12 protein-coding genes are annotated in these 17156 nt (G+C 72.4%); 1 reads left to right on the forward strand and 11 read right to left on the reverse strand.

Translation table 11 applies throughout. The features are described from left to right. Positions 1–196: 196 nt before the first annotated feature. The 11 genes from OG331_RS07550 to OG331_RS07600 all read right to left on the reverse strand — a co-directional run bounded on the left by OG331_RS07550 (position 197) and on the right by OG331_RS07600 (position 12733). Entirely contained in the window at positions 197–1144 is a 948-nt protein-coding gene (locus OG331_RS07550) for an SMP-30/gluconolactonase/LRE family protein (protein WP_406193134.1), read from the reverse strand. Then, entirely contained in the window at positions 1141–1773 is a 633-nt protein-coding gene (locus OG331_RS07555) for a bifunctional 4-hydroxy-2-oxoglutarate aldolase/2-dehydro-3-deoxy-phosphogluconate aldolase (protein WP_406193137.1), read from the reverse strand. The genes OG331_RS07550 and OG331_RS07555 overlap by 4 nt, the downstream gene beginning before the upstream one ends. Then, entirely contained in the window at positions 1764–2618 is an 855-nt protein-coding gene (locus OG331_RS07560; protein WP_406209818.1) for a hypothetical protein, read from the reverse strand. The genes OG331_RS07555 and OG331_RS07560 overlap by 10 nt, the downstream gene beginning before the upstream one ends. Next, on the reverse strand, positions 2615–3760 hold the full coding sequence (dgoD, locus tag OG331_RS07565) for a galactonate dehydratase (RefSeq protein WP_406193140.1): 1146 nt from the start codon (positions 3758–3760) through the stop codon (positions 2615–2617). The genes OG331_RS07560 and dgoD overlap by 4 nt, the downstream gene beginning before the upstream one ends. Beyond that, positions 3757–4497 carry a FadR/GntR family transcriptional regulator gene (locus OG331_RS07570; protein WP_406193143.1) on the reverse strand — a complete coding sequence of 247 codons (741 nt, stop codon included), beginning with the start codon at positions 4495–4497 and terminating at the stop codon, positions 3757–3759. Before OG331_RS07570 ends, dgoD begins: the two co-directional genes overlap by 4 nt. 40 nt (positions 4498–4537) lie before the next feature. Continuing rightward, entirely contained in the window at positions 4538–5320 is a 783-nt protein-coding gene (locus OG331_RS07575) for an SDR family NAD(P)-dependent oxidoreductase (protein WP_406193146.1), read from the reverse strand. A 42-nt stretch (positions 5321–5362) separates the two neighbouring features. Then, positions 5363–7435, reverse strand: coding sequence for an alpha-galactosidase (locus tag OG331_RS07580; RefSeq protein ID WP_406193149.1), 2073 nt, complete (start codon positions 7433–7435; stop codon positions 5363–5365). Next, positions 7432–8325 carry a carbohydrate ABC transporter permease gene (locus OG331_RS07585; protein WP_406193152.1) on the reverse strand — a complete coding sequence of 298 codons (894 nt, stop codon included), beginning with the start codon at positions 8323–8325 and terminating at the stop codon, positions 7432–7434. The genes OG331_RS07580 and OG331_RS07585 overlap by 4 nt, the downstream gene beginning before the upstream one ends. Next, on the reverse strand, positions 8325–9260 hold the full coding sequence (locus tag OG331_RS07590; RefSeq protein ID WP_406193155.1) for a carbohydrate ABC transporter permease: 936 nt from the start codon (positions 9258–9260) through the stop codon (positions 8325–8327). Before OG331_RS07590 ends, OG331_RS07585 begins: the two co-directional genes overlap by 1 nt. Position 9261: 1 nt before the next feature. Further along, positions 9262–10548 (reverse strand): ABC transporter substrate-binding protein, encoded by a 1287-nt coding sequence (locus OG331_RS07595; protein WP_406193158.1) that lies wholly within the window; start codon positions 10546–10548, stop codon positions 9262–9264. Between the two features lie 76 nt (positions 10549–10624). After that, positions 10625–12733 (reverse strand): glycoside hydrolase family 27 protein, encoded by a 2109-nt coding sequence (locus OG331_RS07600; protein ID WP_406193161.1) that lies wholly within the window; start codon positions 12731–12733, stop codon positions 10625–10627. Between the two features lie 284 nt (positions 12734–13017). Between OG331_RS07600 and OG331_RS07605 the strand changes: the two genes are divergently transcribed. Further along, the gene (locus OG331_RS07605) at positions 13018–17106 is read left to right on the forward strand and encodes a discoidin domain-containing protein (protein WP_406193164.1); all 4089 of its coding nucleotides are present in this window, start codon (positions 13018–13020) and stop codon (positions 17104–17106) included. Positions 17107–17156 lie beyond the last annotated feature (50 nt).

The raw sequence follows: 17156 nt of genomic DNA on the forward strand, positions 1-17156 counted from the left end.
GCGGGCGTGGCGGGTGCCGCACCGCACCGCGGCGCGGCGGTCATGCCGGACGCCTGAGCAGGTGAAGTCGGGGATACCCCTACGGCTGCCGTGCCGGATGCCCCTACGGCTGCCGGACCGGACGGCCGCCCCGCGGTCACGTCGGATGTCTCCGCGGCTGCGCTCCCGGCTGCCGTACCGGACGGCCGCCCGGCGATCACGCCTGGTCCCCGACAGCGGCGGGCCTTGCCGAGGCTCCGACGTCAGGCGGCCTCGCCGGCCCCCGGCTGGTCGCGGCACCCCGGGCGAGGTCGATCCGGGCCGCGGGCGTCGGCGTGCCCGGTACGGCCACCCGCACGGTGAACAGGGCTCCGTCGTCCGGGCCCGGTACGGCCAGGCCCACCCGGGCTGTCGTGATGTGCAGGACGTCGTGGGCGAGGCACAGCCCGGCCGGCTGCCGGGCAGGCAGCCGCAGGGTGCGGTCGAGCGTGCCGTCGGGCAGGTGGCGGCGAACGGTGCCGGTGCCCCAGACGGCGATCCACACGGCGCCTTCGACGTCGACCACCATGCCGTCGGGGCTGCCCTCGCCGATCGTGACGAACTCCTCGGGTGTGCCGAGGTCCGCCGTCACGGGGTCCACGGGATAGCGCCGGACCACGCCCCGCGCACTGTCGGCGAGATACATGACGCTGCCGTCCGGCGTGAACGCCGGCCCGTTGGGCACGGTGATGCCCTCCAGTACCCGTACGACCGTGCCGTCCCGGTCGAGGCGGTACAGCGAACCGGCGCCCTCCTCGGCGTCGTAGGCCATGCTGCCGGCCCAGAAGCGGCCGAACGGATCGGCGACGGCGTCGTTCATCCGCATGGCGGTCCGGGCGTTGTCCTCCGGCCGAGCCGGCCAGTCGACCGTGCCGTCGGGGTGGAGGACGCAGATGCCGGTGCCCGCGGCGGCGATCCAGGTTCCGGAGTGACCGGCCAGGGGCGCCACCGCACCCAGGGGGACGGGCAGTTGGGCCACCGTGTGCAGGGGTGCCGTGGGGTCGTCCGGGGCCGACAGGAGACGGCCGGCGAGGATGTCGACGAGGACGATGCCGGAGCCGGTCCAGCGGATGCCCTCGCCCAGTTCGAGCCGGTCGGGTCGGGTGGGGCGCAGTTCCGCGGTCACCGCGTCGCCTCTTCCACGACCTTGCGGAAGGCGCGGGCGCGTTCCCTGAGGGCGGTGATGCTGCCGCCGTCGGCCGCGTCGCCGACGAGGGGGGAGCCGACGCCGACCGCGACCGCCCCGGCCGCGAGGCAGGCACGGGCGACGTCCTCGTCGACTCCGCCCACCGGGACGAACGCGGCGTCGGGGAACGGGCCGCGCAGGGCCTTCACATAGGCCGCTCCCCCGGCCTCGGCGACCGGGAAGACCTTCAGCGCGGCCACTCCCATGGCCTGGGCTGCGATGATCTCGGTCGGGGTCAGCACGCCGGCGAGGACCGGCAGGCCCAGCTCCTGCGCCGCGCGGACGCCGTCGCCGAGTCCGGGGGTGACGGCGAAGTCGGCTCCGGCACGGTGGGCGGCGCGGGCGTCCTCGGCGGTGAGGACGGTGCCGGCGCCGAGGGGTCGGTCCGGGCCGAGCGTGGTCCGGGCGCGTTCGATGACGGAGAGGGCGTCCGGGGCGGCGAGGGAGACCTCGATGAGTTCGACGCCCTCCTCGGCCAGGGCCAGCACGGTGCGCAGGGCGGCGTCGGGGTCACCGCCCCGCACTATCGCGACCAGGCGGTGGGTGGCGAGCGCGGCGGTCAGGTCCACGGACGGTGCTCCTTCTGTGCGGGGGTCGAGGGGCAGCGGCAGGCCCCGGTGAGCGTGAGACGCCAGCGGACCTCGCCGGACGCCGGTACCCGCGCGGCGTCGTCGGGGCCCGCTTCGGCGAGGTCGAAGACGCGGCCGAGCATGGGCTCCACGCCCGTGCTCCGGTACGGGTGCGGCTGGGGGTAGCCGGCGAGGTTGCGCCACAGGGCGGTCGACACGGGCTGTCCGTCCGCCACCAGCTCCAGGGCGAGCCGGTCGCGGTCGTCGTGGACGCAGCATCGCGCCGAGTCGACGACCGCCCCGACCGCGGTGCCGTCGTCAGGACCGAGCCGGTCGAGGGGAAGTCCGTGGGGCGCGGGCCAGCTGCCGGTGATCCAGGGTGCCCCGGCGGGCCAGGTCCGGGCCAGGAGCGGGGCGGCCTCGGGGAACAGGCGGGTGGTCGCGCCGGCCGGCATGCGCAGGGTGGCGTGCGGGGAGAGGTCGAGCAGGGCGTGCGCGGCCCAGACGAAGCGGAAGCCGGGCCGTGCGGTGAGCGTGTAGTCGACCTGGGTGCCGTCGGGCGCTTCGCGGACGGACCGTGCGAGGGCGAAGGACTCGCACTCGACGTGTTCGGTGTCGCCGGTGCGGGTCCAGGGGCGTGACCAGGCGTCGCCGTGATCGGGGAGGCCGCGGACGGTGGGGATGCACTCCTCGAGGCCGCCCGCGTCCACGAACGCGTCACCCGGTACGGCCTTGTCCCGTTCCGGCGCCGGACGGTGCCAGAGCCATTCACGGCCCGCCGAACGCAGGGACGTCCAGCGGCCGCCGTGCCCGGGGTCGGTGCTGATGGCCGGCACGGTCGTCACCACTCGGCGAAGGAGCCGTCGGCGTGCCGCCAGAGGGGGTTGCGCCAGGCGTGTCCGGTGCGGTCGGCCGCGCGTACGGCCGCCTCGTCGATGGTGATGCCCAGGCCGGGGGCGTCGTTCAGCGGTGCGTGGCCGGCCACGAAACGGAACGGGGCGGGGTCGGCGAGATAGGACAGCAGGTCGGCGTCCTTGTTGTAGTGGATGCCGCGGCTCTGTTCCTGGATCAGGAAGTTGGGGGTGGCGAACGCGACTTGGAGGCTGGCGGCCAGCGCGATCGGGCCGAGCGGGCAGTGCGGGGCGAGCTGGGCGCCGTAGGTGTCGGCGAGGGAGGCGATGCGGTGGACCTCGGAGATGCCGCCGGCGTGCGACAGGTCGGGCTGGGCCACGGCGATGCCCGCGGTGAGGGCGGGCAGGAACTCGGCGCGGGAGTAGAGGCGTTCGCCGGTGGCGAGGGGGATCGGGGTCGCGGCGACCAGGCCGGGCAGGAGGTGGCCGTGTTCGGGGACGACGGGTTCCTCGACGAACAGCGGGTGCAGCGGGGCGAGTTCGGCCAGGACCCTGCGGGCGCTCGCGGCGGTGAAGCGGCCGTGGAAGTCGACGGCGACGTCGCGGTCGGGGCCGAGTGCCTCGCGGGCGGCGGCCACGCGGGCGACGACGGCCGCGGTCTCGGCCGCGGTGGCGATCGGCGAGGTGACGCCGGCGCCGTTCATCTTGACCGCGGTGAAACCGGCCTCGACCTGGGCGGCTATCTGTTCGGTGAGCTCGGCGGGTTCGTCGCCGCCGACCCAGGCGTAGACACGGACGCGGTCGCGCACGGGGCCGCCCAGCAGGGCGTGCACGGGGGCACCGTAGGTCTTGCCGGCGATGTCCCACAGGGCCTGGTCGAGGCCGGCGACGGCGCTCGTCAGCACGGGGCCGCCGCGGTAGAAGCCGCCCTTGGTGAGGACCTGCCAGTGGTCCTGGATGCGCAGCGGGTCCTGGCCGACGAGGTACTCGGCGAGGACGTCCACCGCCGCGCGGACCACCTCGGCCCGTCCCTCGACGACGGGTTCGCCCCAGCCGACCACGCCGTCGTCGGTCTCGATCCGGCAGAACAGCCAGCGCGGCGGGACCAGGAACGTTTCAATGCGGGTGATCTTCACTTACCGCCGTTGCCTTTCGTGTCGTCGGGTCCGTCGATCCGGTCCAGGTCGCGTCCGGCCTGGACGAGCAGGGCCCGCATCGCCGTCTCCGCGGCCTGCGGGTCCTGGTCGCGTACGGCGTCCAGGACGGCACGGTGGGCCGGTACGGGGTCCTCGCTGTGCGGGTGGCTGTGCACGATGCGGTCGCGGTGGGCGAGGCCGGGCTCGATGACCATCTCCATGCGCTGGAGCAGCTCGTTGTGGGTGGCACAGAGCAGGGCGCGGTGGAAGGCGAGGTCGGCCTCCACGGCCTGCCCCGGGCCGGAGCCCCGCTCGCCCATCGCCTCCAGTGCCGCGTCCAGGGCGATCAGGTCGGCGTCGGTGCGGCGCTCGGCGGCGAGGCGCACGGCGGCCGGTTCGACGATGGCGCGTACTTCGGCGAGGTCGGCCAGCAGCGTCCGGTCGCTGTCGGTGGCGAGGTCGGCGCCCTCGAACTGCCAGCGCAGTACGTCGGCGTCGAGGAGGTTCCAGTCGGCGCGGGCTCTGACGAAGGTGCCGCGTTTCTGGCGGGCGTCGACCATCCCCTTGGCGGCGAGCACCTTCAGGGACTCGCGCAGGGCGGTGAGACTGACGTCCAACTCGCTCTGCAGCGCCACCAGGTCGAGCGTGGCTCCCTCGGGGATCCGGCCGCCCAGGATGCGGCGGGCGAGGGCCTCCACTGTCTGGCCGTGCACGCCGCGGCGGGCGTAGGGCGTCATGTCGTACAGCCTTTCTGCTGGGGAGTGGGGACGGCGGTGGTCATGCGGATGCCTTCAGGACGCTCCAGCCGCCGTCCACGACGAGGCTCGTGCCGGTGATGTAGGCGGCTTCGTCGGCGCTCAGGAAGGCGATGGCCGCGGCCACCTCCTCGGGGGTGCCGAAGCGTCGGGCGGCCGTCTCGGCGGCGCTGCGCTCGCGGTCCTCGGGCGGCACGCGGTCCCAGGCGGCGGTGAGGATGGGGCCCGGCAGGACGGCGTTGACGCGGACCTCGGGCCCGTACTCGACGGCGAGCTGACCGCACAGGGACAGCAGCGCGCCCTTGGACGCGGCGTAGGCGGGGTGGCCGGGGATGCCCACGCGGGCGTGGACGGACGAGGTCAGCACGGTCGCTCCGCGCCGGGCCCGCAGATCGGGCAGCAGCGCCCGGAAGCCGAGGAAGCTCGCGGTGAGGTTGACGGAGAGCTGCCGCTGCCACGACTCCAGGGTCATCTCGTGGGCCGGGACGACGTCGACGGTGTAGGCGTTGCCGACGAGGACGTCCACGGGTCCGAAGTCGTGGGCGGCGGCCACGATCCGCTGCCAGTCGTCCTCCGCCGCCACGTCTGCCCGCACGAACCGGGCCCGGCCGCCGTCCTTCGTGATGCGTTCGGCGACCGCCGCACCGCGGTCCGGCGACACGTCGGCGAGGACTACGGCGGCTCCCTCAGCCGCGAGGCGCACGGCGGTGGCGGCGCCGATTCCGGAGGCCGCACCGGTGACCACGGCCGTGCGGCCGGTGAAGCGGTCCATCGTGATCGACTCCTTCGTGAGCGTGTTGCGCATGCTCCGTGAGCGGGGACAGGCCGTGCGGGAAACATATGCGGCTCACTGACGTGTCAGTACCACCAGGTCCGCATCATGATCGGCACTCCAGGCGAACGGCAGCCCGTAGTGCAGCAGATGGGCGCCGCTGTACGTCGTCCCGGTGGCGGTGTCCCGGTAGCGTGCCGTCGGCTCCAGTGCCCGCAGCCGGAGCCGGTCGGGGCGGCCGGGCACGAGGGGCGAACCGTCGAGCCGTCCGGTGCCGAGCGCGGCGACGACCGTGCGGTGCCCCGCGTCGTACTGCACCCCGCAGGTGGCGTCGGCCGGCGAGCCGAGCAGCCGGGCTTCTCCGTGGTGTATGACCTCGCGCAGTTCCTTGTAGCGGGCGACCCACAGCGCGGCCTCGGTCCGCTGCTCCGGCGTCCATGCGCGCAGGTCGGCCCCGATGCCCAGTACCCCGCACATGGCGTTCACGAAGCGGAAGGCGAGGCTGCGCGGGCGCGGGTCGAAGACGCCGGGCGCGTCGGTGACCCAGGAGCTCATGACGTGCGGGGCGTGGGCGTGCAGGAAGCCGTACTGGATGGACAGCCGGTCCAGCGGGGCGGTGTTGTCACTGGGCCAGACGACGTCGGTGCGGGCCAGTGCGGCGTGCTCGACGCGGGCGCCGCCGCCCGCGCAGCCCTCGACGGTGACGTGGGGGTGGGCGGAGCGCAGGTGGTCGAGGACGCGCAGGTAGCCGTCGACGTGCTCGGCGTCCAGGTCGAGGCGGTCGGCGGGCCCGGCGCCGGGGCGGCCGCGCTCGGTGGGCGGGCGGTTCATGTCCCACTTCAGATAGCTGATGTCGGATGTGCCGAGGAGCCGGTCCAGGGTGCCGATCACGAAGTCCTGGACGTCGGTGCGGCCGAGGTCGAGCAGGAGCTGATTGCGGATCAGTCGGGCGGGCCGGCCGTCGACGCGGTAGACCCAGTCGGGGTGTTCGGTGTGGAGGCGGCTGCCGGGGCTGACCGCCTCGGGCTCGACCCACAGCCCGAAGTCGAGGCCCAGGCCGCGTACCTCGTCGACGAACCGGTCGAAGCCCTGCGGGAAGGCGGCCGGGTCGGGATACCAGTCGCCGAGCCCACCGGTGTCGTCGCCGCGGCCGGTGAACCACCCGTCGTCGACGACGAACAGTTCGGCCCCGATGTCCGCTGCCGCCTTGGCCAGTTCCAGCTGTCCGGCGGCGTCGACGTCGAAGCCGGTGGCCTCCCAGGAGTTGTAGAGGACCTTGCGGGGGCGGTGCAGCCGGTCCCCGGCGAGATGGCGTTCGTAGCGGTGCCAGACGCGGGACAGCCCGTCGAGTCCGTCGGGGCTGAAGGCGCAGGCGAGGCGGGGAGTGACGAGGGTGTCTCCGGGCGCGAGGAGGACCGCGCCTTCGTGCGGGACCCGCCCGGCGCGCACGCGCACCGAACCGCCCGGTTCGGCCTCGGCGGTGATGTGCCAGTTGCCCGGCCATTCGAGCGCGATGCCGTACATGGCCTGCGCGTCCCCGTCCTGCACGGCGAGCCAGGGCGCGTACGCGTGTCCGGGGGCGCCCTGGAGGCTGCCCATCGTGAACGTCCCCCGGGGCAGGTCGAGTTGGGTGCGCTGGAACTCCTGCGACCACTGGCCCGTGAGGTAGGTGAGCCGGGCGGCGTCGGCCACCGGGATGTTCACTGCGCCGGAGTCGAACCGCTCCAGTCGCAGTTCCTCCGTGCCGGTGTGCTCGGTCCAGCGGAGGATCACGTCCGTGCCCGGCACGGTCTCGTAGCAGAGGACCGTACGCAGGCCGAGCGTCTCGTCGGTGAAGGCGAGCCGCAGCGTCCCCTCCCCTTCTTCCGCTCCCTCGAAGTCCCACCACACGCCCCGCTCCTCGCCCGGGCGCGCCGCGATGAGGTCGGCGCCGGTGAACGGCCTTAGTCCGTGCGGCAGATACTCGGCGGGGGCCGCGTCGGCGGGCGTGATGAAGTGGGTACGCCTGGACCGGTCGAGGGCGGAGGGGCCGTGCTCGACGCCGAGCGGTCCCCAGGCGTCGAGTTCGGCCCACGGGCCCTGCGGAGAGAGGCGGACGGTGTAGCTGGTGTGCTCGGTGCGCAGGGTCCAGCGCCGGTGCGAGGTCACTTCACCGCTCCCAGGTTGAGGCCGGCCACGAAGTGCCGCTGGAACCGCAGGAACACGGCGACGGTGGGCGCGGCGGCGATGACGGACCCGGCGGCGATCACGTTCCACATCGACACGTACTGGCCCTGGAGTCCGATGAGGGCGGCGGTGATCGGCATCTTGGTGTCGCTGCGCAGCACGGTGATCGCCCACAGCAGGTCGTTGAAGATCCACGTGAACGACAGGGCGCTCAGCGCGGCGAGGGCGGGCCGGGTCAGCGGCAGGATGATCCGCCAGAAGATCTGCCAGGGTCCGGCGCCGTCGACGACCGCGGCCTGCTGGATCTCGGCAGGCAGGGCCCGCATGAAGCCGTGCAGGACGAAGACGTAGAACCCGACACCGAAGCCGATCTGCACGCCGATGAGCGCGGTCAGGGTGTCGTGGACGCCCATCAGCTCGCTCAGCTTGGACACCGGGATGAGCAGGATCTGCGGCGGGAGCAGGTTGCCGCCGAGCATGAGCAGCAACAGGGAGCGGCGCAGGGGCAGTTCGTAGCGGCTGAGGGCGAACGCGGCCATGGCCGCCAGGGCCAGGGTCACCAGGACGCACGGGACGGTGACGAGCAGGCTGTTGATCAGCGCGCGCTGCTGGCCGCCGTCGACCCAGGCCAGCCGGAAGTTGTCCAGGGTGAAGGAGCGGGGCCAACTGCCCAGGCCGTGCGCGGCGATGTCGTCGAAGGAGCGCAGGCTGGTCACCAGGACCAGGGCGATGGGCAGCAGCCACAACACCGCGAGCGCACCGGCGCCGAGGTGGAATCCCGCGGTGGCGGTACGGCGGCGGCGCAGCGCCGCGGATCCGGCGGAGGTGCGCGTGGCCGGGGTACGGGTGGCGTCGGTACGGGTGGTCGCCATCAGTCGGCCTCCCGGAAGGCGCGCACGAGGTAGGAGGCGATGACGCCGAACGCCAGCAGGAAGATGACGACGGCCAGGGCGGAGCCGTATCCGAGGCGCAGGGACTGGAAGGCGGTCGAGTACATGTAGGTGCTCAGCAGTTCGGACGAGTGGTAGGGGCCGCCGCGGGTCAGCGACCACACGACGTCGAAGGAGCGCAGGGAGTCGATGACGATGACGGACAGAACGACCGCGTTGACGCTGCGCAGTTGGGGCAGCGTGACATGCCGGAAGCGCTGCCAGGCACTCGCGCCGTCGACCTTGGCGGCCTCGTACAGTGCCGGGTCGATGCCCTTGAGGCCGGCGAGGTAGAGGACCATCACGTAGCCGATCTGCCGCCACAGCGCGGGCACGATGACCGCGTACAGGGCGGTGTCCTGGTCGGCGAGCCAGGCGTGCCGCAGGCTGCCGAGGCCCACCGACCCGAGGAGTTGGTTGAGGACACCGTCGGGCTGGTAGATGGCCTGCCAGACCAGGGCGGTGGCGACCAGCGAGAACACGACGGGCAGGAAGAGGGCGGCGCGGTAGAAGCCGATGCCGCGCCGCTCCTGCTGGAGCAGCAGGGCGGCGGCCAGGCCCAGCAGGGCGGAGAGGCCGCCGAACAGCACCAGCCACAGGACGGTGTGCCCGACCGCGCCGCGGAAGATGTCGTCCCCCGCCATCTCCCGGAAGTTGTCCAGACCGACGAACTTCGGTGCCGACACGCCGTCCCAGCTGGTCAGGGCGAGATAGAAGCCCTGCAACGCGGGCCAGAACACCCACACGGCCTCGGCGAGCAGCGGGACGAGTACGAAGGCGACCACCAGCGGGGGTGTGCGCCGGGGTCCCCGGCCCCGGCCGCCACGGGACGGCGCCGGGACCGGGAGCTTGCGGTGGGGGGCGGTCAGGACGGCCATGTCAGGCGTTCCAGATCTTCTCGGCGTCGCGCTGCCAGTCGGTGAGGATGCTCCCGATCTCCTTGGGCTTGGCGAGGAACTTGGTCAGCGCGGTGTCGGCGGTGGGCTGGAGGGCGTCGCTGGAGTCGCGGTTGAAGTACTGGGTGATCTCGGCCGCCTCCTCGATGTGCTTACGGCCCTTCTTCACCAGCGCGGTGCCGGCGTCGGCGGCGTCGGGGTGGCAGGGCAGGGCGGTGCCGGACGATCCCTTGATGTAGATCTCCTGCGCCTCGGCGGTGGCGAGGTAGCCCAGCAGGTCGAGCACTCCGTCGCGGCGTCCGGTGCGGGCGCTGGCGAAGTAGCCGTCGGTGGGGGCCTCTTCGGCGAGCGGGACCTTCGCGTCGATGACCGGGAAGCGGAAGAAGTCGATGTCGTCGAGGGCGTCCTTGGGGGCCGCGTCGGCGAAGAAGGTGCCGATCAGCATCATCCCGCTGCGGCCGTTCAGCAGCGCGGTCGTGGCGTCCTGGAAGGCGCCGGCCGTGCCGTTCGGGTCGAAGTACGGCAGCACTTCCTGCCAGCGGTCGAAGACCTTGCGGACCTCGGGGTCGTCGAACCGGTGCTGTCCGGCGAGCAGTTGGCGGTGGTATTCGGCGCCGTTGATGCGGATGTCGAGGTAGTCGAACCAGGCGGAGGCCACCCAGGCGGTGTTGCCGCCGGCGCCCAGCCCGATCGGGGCGACGCCCTTGCTCTTGAGCTTGTCGCACAGGTCGAGGAAGTCGTCCCAGGTCTTCGGCTCGCTCACGCCCCACTTGGCGAAGTTGGACTTCCGGTAGAACATGCCCCACCAGTAGTAGGTGGTGGGCACGAAGACCTTCTTGCCCGAGCCGGCGGTGCACAGTGAGTTCAGTGCCTTGGAGTAGCGCCCCAGGTCAGGTGAGTCCCAGAGCTCGCCCAGGTCGAGCAGCAGGTCCTTCTTCGCGTAGGCGTCCGCCACCGAGCCCGGGTACCAGGTGTACACGTCCGGCGGGTTGGCGGAGGTCAGGTACGTCGGCAGCTGGGTGCGGAACGTCTCCGCGGCGACCGTGTTGAGGCTGACGCCTCCGGCGTCCTTCTTGCCGTAGGCGGCGACGATGTCCTCCATCGCCGCCTTGGCCTGCGGCGCGGACAGGTTGGACTGGAGGGTGACCGCGCCCGTGGACGAGGACTTCGAGGAGGAGGTGGACGTGACACAGCCGCTGAGCAGCGAGGCCGTCCCGGCGGCGCCGAGTCCGGCGAGGAAGCGCCGTCGGCTGGGCTGAGGGTTGGTCATGGAGGGCTCCCTGTGGGTCCGCGCGGCGGATCCAGGTTCGCGTGGCGCTTCCACCACGTCAAGATTAATTACTAATTTATTTGAACTGGGTCCGGTGGACGTACCCGTCGACCCCGCGGAACACGGCGTCGACCGCGCCGCCCTCCCCCGCGACCGCCCCGAGCGAGCCCTCGAAGGCGGCACTGGGGAACTCCTCCCGCTTCGACCAGCCCTGCCAGGCCGCACCGTCGTAGCGCCGCTGCCAGAGCGTGTAGTCACCGGCCCGCGCGTAGAGCACCACGGTGTCTCCCACTGCGACGAGGGTCGGACTGCCGCTCACGGTCCCGCCGAGCGAGGTCCACTGCGACCACTCCCCCGAGGCGTCCCGCGTCCGCGTCCACACGTCGTCCGCCGAGGTCCGCACGACGACATGGACCCGCCCCTGCGCGTCGACGGCGGCGGACGGCCTGCCGTACGTCGGCCGGTCACCCGGCGCACCCAGCGACGACCAGCCGGAAGACGGCCCGCGCTGCACGATCCGCCCGTCCGCACCGCGCGCGACGAGGGTCCAGTGCGTGGGGTCGGTGAACGCCACCGACGGCGCGTCGGTGACCTGCCCGCCCAGGCTCTGCCAGCCACCCCAGCGGCCGTCGGCGAACACCCGCCGGTACACACGGGAGTCGGCGCCGCGCACGAAGACGTCGATACGGCCGCCGGCGGACGCGTAGGCGGCGGGCTGGCCGAGGATTCCACCCCTGGCCGGGCCTGCGAGGTCCCTCGTACGCGGCGTTCCGCCGCCGTTCGTCGACGCCGAGTGCTGCACGAGGTTCCCGCGGGGTCCGCGGAAGAAGGTGCTGAGGGTGTCGCCGGCGCGCACCACGGCCGGGCTCGCGGTGGCCTTCTCACCCAGGCTGGTGCCGGGCAGGGCGTCCGCGCCGGTCAGCTTCAGGAACGCGGTGCCGTGGGCGGGGACCTCGACGGTGTACGACCCGGTGTGCGTGCCGCGATCGGTGCGTGCCCGCAGGTCGCGCACCTTGACCGCACCGCCCAGCGTCGCGTCGGCGAAGTTCACGGTGCGCTCGACCGGTTGGTCGGAGCGGTTGAGGAGGACGACCGCGCGGCGGCCCTGTCCCGAGAGCACCTTGCTGTAGACGTCGCCCACGGAGTCGGAGGCGACACGGACGCCCTGGACGGCGAGCGGGTCCTGGTCGACGGCGATGATCTCGGGGTTGCGCAGTGTCTTGATCATCGACTCGGACAGGGTGCGCGGGTCGGAGCCGAGGACGAGCGGCGAGGCCATCTCGGCCCACATCACGAACTGGGTGGTGGACTCCTCCTGCGTCAGCTCGTACGACCCGTCGGTCATGCGCCGCATCGGGATGAGGTAGTCGGGGTCGTTGTAGTGGCCCGGCCCCTGAGCCTCGGGGTGCCAGGCGTTGGCGTCCATGTTGCGCAGCACGTTGGGCCACTGACCGGGGCTCGGGGTACCCCACGCGATGTCCGTTCCGGTGCGCCAGGAGTCCGCAATGGTCGGGGCGTAGGCGTAGGTGTTGTGCGCGTCCTGCTCGGGTGTGTGCGGCAGGCCCCAGTCGTCGGTGAGCGGGTTGCAGAGGTTGAGCAGCATCCTGCGGCCGGACTTGGCGACGGCGTCGCCGAACTCCTTGAACGCGGGCCCGGGATCGAGCTTCGCGCCGATTCCGCACAGGAAGTCGACCTTGATCGCGTCGACCTTCCAGTCGGCGAACTGCCGTGCGTCCTGGTCGTAGTGGCCGCGGCTGCCGAGCCCGCAGGTCCTGCCGCCGTCGTAGGTGCCGGCGTCGGTGTAGATGCCGGCTTTCAGTCCGCGCCGGTGGAGGTAGGAGACCAGGGCCGGGATGCCGGACGGGAAGCGGTCGGGGTGCGCCGTCAACCGCCCCTGCGCGTCCCGGGGGTTGTCGGCCTGCCAGCCGCCGTCCAGCCACACGATGTCGTAGCCGCTGTCGCGCAGCCCGCTGCTGACGAGCTTGTCGGCGACGGCTCTGACCTCCTTCTCGGTCGGTGCGCCGAGCCCGTAGTAGGTGTTCCAGCCCATGTACGGCGTGGGGGCGAGTCCGCTGTCGTAGTAGGCGGGCGCGCCCTGGTCCACGGTGGTGTGCGCGGTGGCGTCGGGGGTCGCGGACGCGGTCAGGACCACGGAGATCGCGGTCGCGAGGGCGAGTGAAGTCACGTGCCTCTCCCGGAGGTTGGGAAGCAGGAGGAGGTGTGACGCGGGCCGCGCAGGGGGCCGGGCCGTCGGCGTCACGGCGATGACTGTGGCGCGCGGCCGGAACCCTGTCAATATTAATTACTAATTTAAAGAAACACGGATCCGGCCGCGTCCGAAGCCTTGACGGGCTCACGCCCACGGTGCAGGGTTTGGCAACGTTGTCAGACGCCGCTCGACAACGTTGTCACGCCCATGCTTCCAGGTCGCCTCCCTCACCGGACATCCCTGATCGGAGCCCTTGTCCCATGCCGGATCAGCCTTCTGTGCCGTCCCGCCGTGCCGTACTCACCGCCGGGTCCACCCTTCTCGCGGGCTTCGGGATCGGCATGAGCCTGCCCCCCGGCGCCGCCGCGGCCGGAACCGGCCACCCGCGCCTGGCTCCCGCCCGAGGTGAACTCGCCGCGTACCGACCGGTGTCGGTCTCCTCCACCGACTACGCCCCCACGCCCGCCGAGTTCGCGGTGGACGGCCTCGACGGCGTGGGAGTGCGGGGGACGGGCTGGCGTGCCGCAGGCGGTGACCCGCAGTGGATCTGCGTCGACCTCCAGGCGCTGTGCGAGGTGGAGTCGCTGCGGCTCACCTTCGAGGCGACCGTGGACGATCCGCCGTACGTCGACGCGCCGGGGGGCAACCCGCGGGACAACACCACGGGGCAGGAGATCCTGTCCAGTTGCTCGGTCGGCTTCGTGATCGAGACCTCGCGCGACCGGCAGGCGTGGACGTCCGTGTACCGCACCGACTCCGGCCGTGGCGGCGTCGTGGAGATCGCGCTGCCCCGGCCCGTCAGTGCGCGCTGGGTGCGCATGACCGTCCACAAGCGCTCCAACGCCAACCCCCTGGGCCTCAACGGCCTCCAGGTGTACGGCACGTGCGGCGAACGCCGCCCGGACGCCACCGGCTGGACGGACTGGGGCGTCCGGCACCGCACGCCTCCGGCGCTGAAGGTCGCCGCGGACGGCACCGTGCCGCTGGAGTCCGGCTGGGACCTGACGATGGACGACTGGGCCGGCGGGGAGGGCACCGACCTGTCCGAGCCGTCGGTGGACACCAGCCGCTGGCTGCCGGCCACGGTGCCCGGCACCGTGCTGTCCTCCCTGGTGGACCAGGGACACCTGCCCGACCCGGTCGCCGGGCTCAACAACCTGCACGTGCCGGAGGCCCTCTCCCGGCACGCCTGGTGGTACAGACGTGAGTTCCGCCTGCCCGAGGGACTGCGCACCGGCACCGGGCGCCGCGTCTGGCTGGAGTTCGACGGCATCAACCACGAGGCCGAGGTCTGGCTCGACGGCAGCCGGCTCGGCACCGTCACCTTCCCCTTCGCGCGCGCCGCATTCGACGTGACGAAGTCCCTGACCGGCGCCGGTGATCACGCCCTGGCCGTGCGCATCAAGCCCATGCCGTACCCGGGCAGCCCCGGCGACAAAGGTCCGGCCGGACTGGCGTTCGTGGATGCCGGGGCGAACATGATGAACCGCAACTCGCCGACGTATCTGGCCGCTTCGGGCTGGGACTGGATGCCGGCGGTGCGCGACCGGGCCGCCGGGATCTGGAACCACGTCCGGCTCCGCTCGACCGGCGCGGCCGTCATAGGCGACCCGCGCGTGGACACCCGGCTGCCCGATCTCCCCGACACCGGCACGGCAGAGCTGACCGTGGTGGTCCCGGTGCGCAACGCGGACTCCGTCGCCCGGAGCGTCACCGTCTCCGCCGCCTTCGACGACGTACGGCTGACCCGGACGGTCACGGTTCCCGCGGGCGGGACGGCCGACGTCACCTTCACCCCGGCCGATCACCCGCAACTACGCATCCGCAAGCCGAAGTTGTGGTGGCCCAACGGGTACGGGGAGCCCGCCCTGCACCGCCTGACTCTGACCGCCTCGGTCGCGGGCGAGGTCAGCGACCGGCGCACGACCCGGTTCGGCATCCGCCAGTTCGGCTACGAGTACGACGTCCCGCTCACCTTCCAGTCCGGCGGCGACGCCTACGCACAGACCGTCGACTTCGCCCGGCAGAAGGCCCGTCACGTGCGGATCCTGTGCCACACCCGGGCCACCGAGTGGGGCTCGTCGATGTGGAACCTGTCGGTCGTGGACAGCGCGTCGCCCGGCAGCGACCTGGCCCTGCACAGGCCGGCCACGTCGTCGTCCGTGGACGACCCCGCCAACCGGCCCGGCAACGTGACGGACGGCGATCCGAAGACGCGCTGGTCGTCGGAGTTCGAGGACGAGCAGTGGATCGAGGTGGACCTGGGCGCCGCCGTGTCCTTCGACCGCGTCGTCGTCACCTGGGAGCAGGCGTACGCGAAGACGTACACCGTCCAGGTGTCCGACAACGGCGAGGACTGGCGGGAGGCCTCGTCCGTCGACAACACCGCTGCTCCGCTCCCCTTCCGCACTACGGGCGCGGCGGCCCTTCAGAACGTGGAGTTCGAGGCGCGGACCGCGCGCCACGTCCGGGTGCTGTGCCACAGCCGGGCGACGAGCTGGGGCGCGTCGATGTGGAGCCTGTCGGTCGTGAACAGTTCCTCACCCGGCACCGACCTGGCGCTGCGCAAGGCGGCCACCGCGTCCTCGGAGGAGGGCGCCGGGAGCGCGGCCGCCAATGCCGTGGACGGCGATCCGGGCACCCGCTGGTCCTCGGCGTACGAGGACGAGCAGTCGATCCAGGTCGACCTGGGCGAGCGGGTGGCGTTCGACCGCGTGGTCATCCTGTGGGAGCAGGCGTACGCGAAGAAGTACACCGTCCAGGTGTCCGACGACGGCGAGGACTGGACGGACGTGAAGTCCGTCGACAACTCGACCGTGCCGCTCAAGATCAGCGTCAACGGGGTCCGGGTGTTCTGCCGGGGCGGGAACTGGGGCTGGGACGAGCTGCTGCGGCGCATGCCCGCCGAGCGGATGGACGCGGCCGTGCGGATGCACCGCGACATGAACTTCACCATGATCAGGAACTGGCTCGGGAGCAGCAACCGCGAGGAGTTCTACGCCAGTTGCGACGAGCACGGCCTGCTGGTCTGGAACGACTTCCCCAACGCCTGGGCCATGGACCCGCCCAACCACGAGGCCTTCCTGAGCCTGGCGCGGGACACCGTGCGCCGCTACCGCAGCCACCCCGGCATCGTCGTGTGGTGCGGCGCCAACGAGGGCAACCCTCCCGGCCCGGTCGACGACGGCATGCGCGCCGCGGTCCGCGCGGAGGCGCCCGATCTGCTGTACCAGAACAACTCCGCGGGCGGCATCGTCTCCGGCGGCGGCCCGTACGGCTGGGTCGAACCGCAGCGCTACTCCTCCGCGACCACCTACGGCAGCGGCAGCTTCGGCTTCCACACCGAGATCGGCATGCCGGTGCTGCCGACCGCGCAGACCATGCGCCGGCTCGTGGGCGACGAGCCGGAGTGGCCCGTCAAGGGCGCCTGGTACTACCACGACTGGAGCACCCGCGGAAACCAGGCACCGCAGAACTACCGGGCGGCCATCGAGGCGAGGCTCGGCGAGGCGAAGGATCTCGACGACTTCTGCCGCAAGGCGCAGTTCGTCAACTACGAGAACTTCCGGGCCATGTTCGAGGCGTGGAACGCCCGGCTGTGGGACGACGCGAGCGGGCTGATGCTGTGGATGTCCCATCCCGCCTGGTACAGCACGGTGTGGCAGACGTACGACTACGACTTCGACGTCAACGGTGCCTACTACGGGGTCCGCAAGGCGAGCGAGGCCGTGCACGTGCAGGCCGATCCGGTGAGCGGGGAGGTGATCGCGGTCAACCACACCCCCCGCCGTATCCCGGGCGCGACGCTCTCGGCGCGCCGCTACGACCTCTCCGGCCGTCGGCTCGGCGCCGAGCAGCGCGCGACCGTGGACGTCGCCGCCTCGTCGACCGCGCCGGCGTTCACCGCGAGCCGGGCGGACGACCTGCCCGGCCTCCATCTGCTGCGGCTGCGCCTGGTGGACGCGCGCGGGGAGCTGCTGGCCGAGAACACCTACTGGCGGTACCGCGAGGCCGGCGACATGCGCGCCCTGAACCAGGTCGCGCGGACGAGGGTGTCGGTGGAGATCACCGACACGGACCGCTCGGGCGACCGCCACGGCCTCACCGTCCGCATACGCAACCGCGGCACGACGGTCGCGGCGATGGTGCGGCTCTCCCTGCTCGACGCCGAGTCCGGTCACCGGGTCCTGCCCACGCTGTACGGCGACAACTATCTCTGGCTGCTCCCCGGCGAGTCCCGCACCGTCACGCTGTCCTGGCCGGCCGCTTCCCTCTCCTCCGGCAGGCCGGCCGTACGGCTGGAGGGCTACAACGTGCCGACTACGACCGTGGGCCGGGCGCGCACGTGAGGTCGGCACGGATACCTCGGCTGAGGCATCCGGGCCACCCGGCCCCCACT

This window comes from Streptomyces sp. NBC_01017, from assembly GCF_045162795.1.
GTDB lineage: Bacteria > Actinomycetota > Actinomycetes > Streptomycetales > Streptomycetaceae > Streptomyces > Streptomyces machairae.

Bases quoted from the DNA above. Each gene is read 5' to 3' on its own strand.
- OG331_RS07570 (WP_406193143.1), bottom strand. From the start codon at position 4,497: ATGACGCCCTACGCCCGCCGCGGCGTGCACGGCCAGACAGTGGAGGCC.
- OG331_RS07575 (WP_406193146.1), bottom strand. From the start codon at position 5,320: ATGCGCAACACGCTCACGAAGGAGTCGATCACGATGGACCGCTTCACC.
- OG331_RS07585 (WP_406193152.1), bottom strand. From the start codon at position 8,325: ATGGCGACCACCCGTACCGACGCCACCCGTACCCCGGCCACGCGCACC.
- OG331_RS07590 (WP_406193155.1), bottom strand. From the start codon at position 9,260: ATGGCCGTCCTGACCGCCCCCCACCGCAAGCTCCCGGTCCCGGCGCCG.
- OG331_RS07595 (WP_406193158.1), bottom strand. From the start codon at position 10,548: ATGACCAACCCTCAGCCCAGCCGACGGCGCTTCCTCGCCGGACTCGGC.
- OG331_RS07605 (WP_406193164.1), top strand. From the start codon at position 13,018: ATGCCGGATCAGCCTTCTGTGCCGTCCCGCCGTGCCGTACTCACCGCC.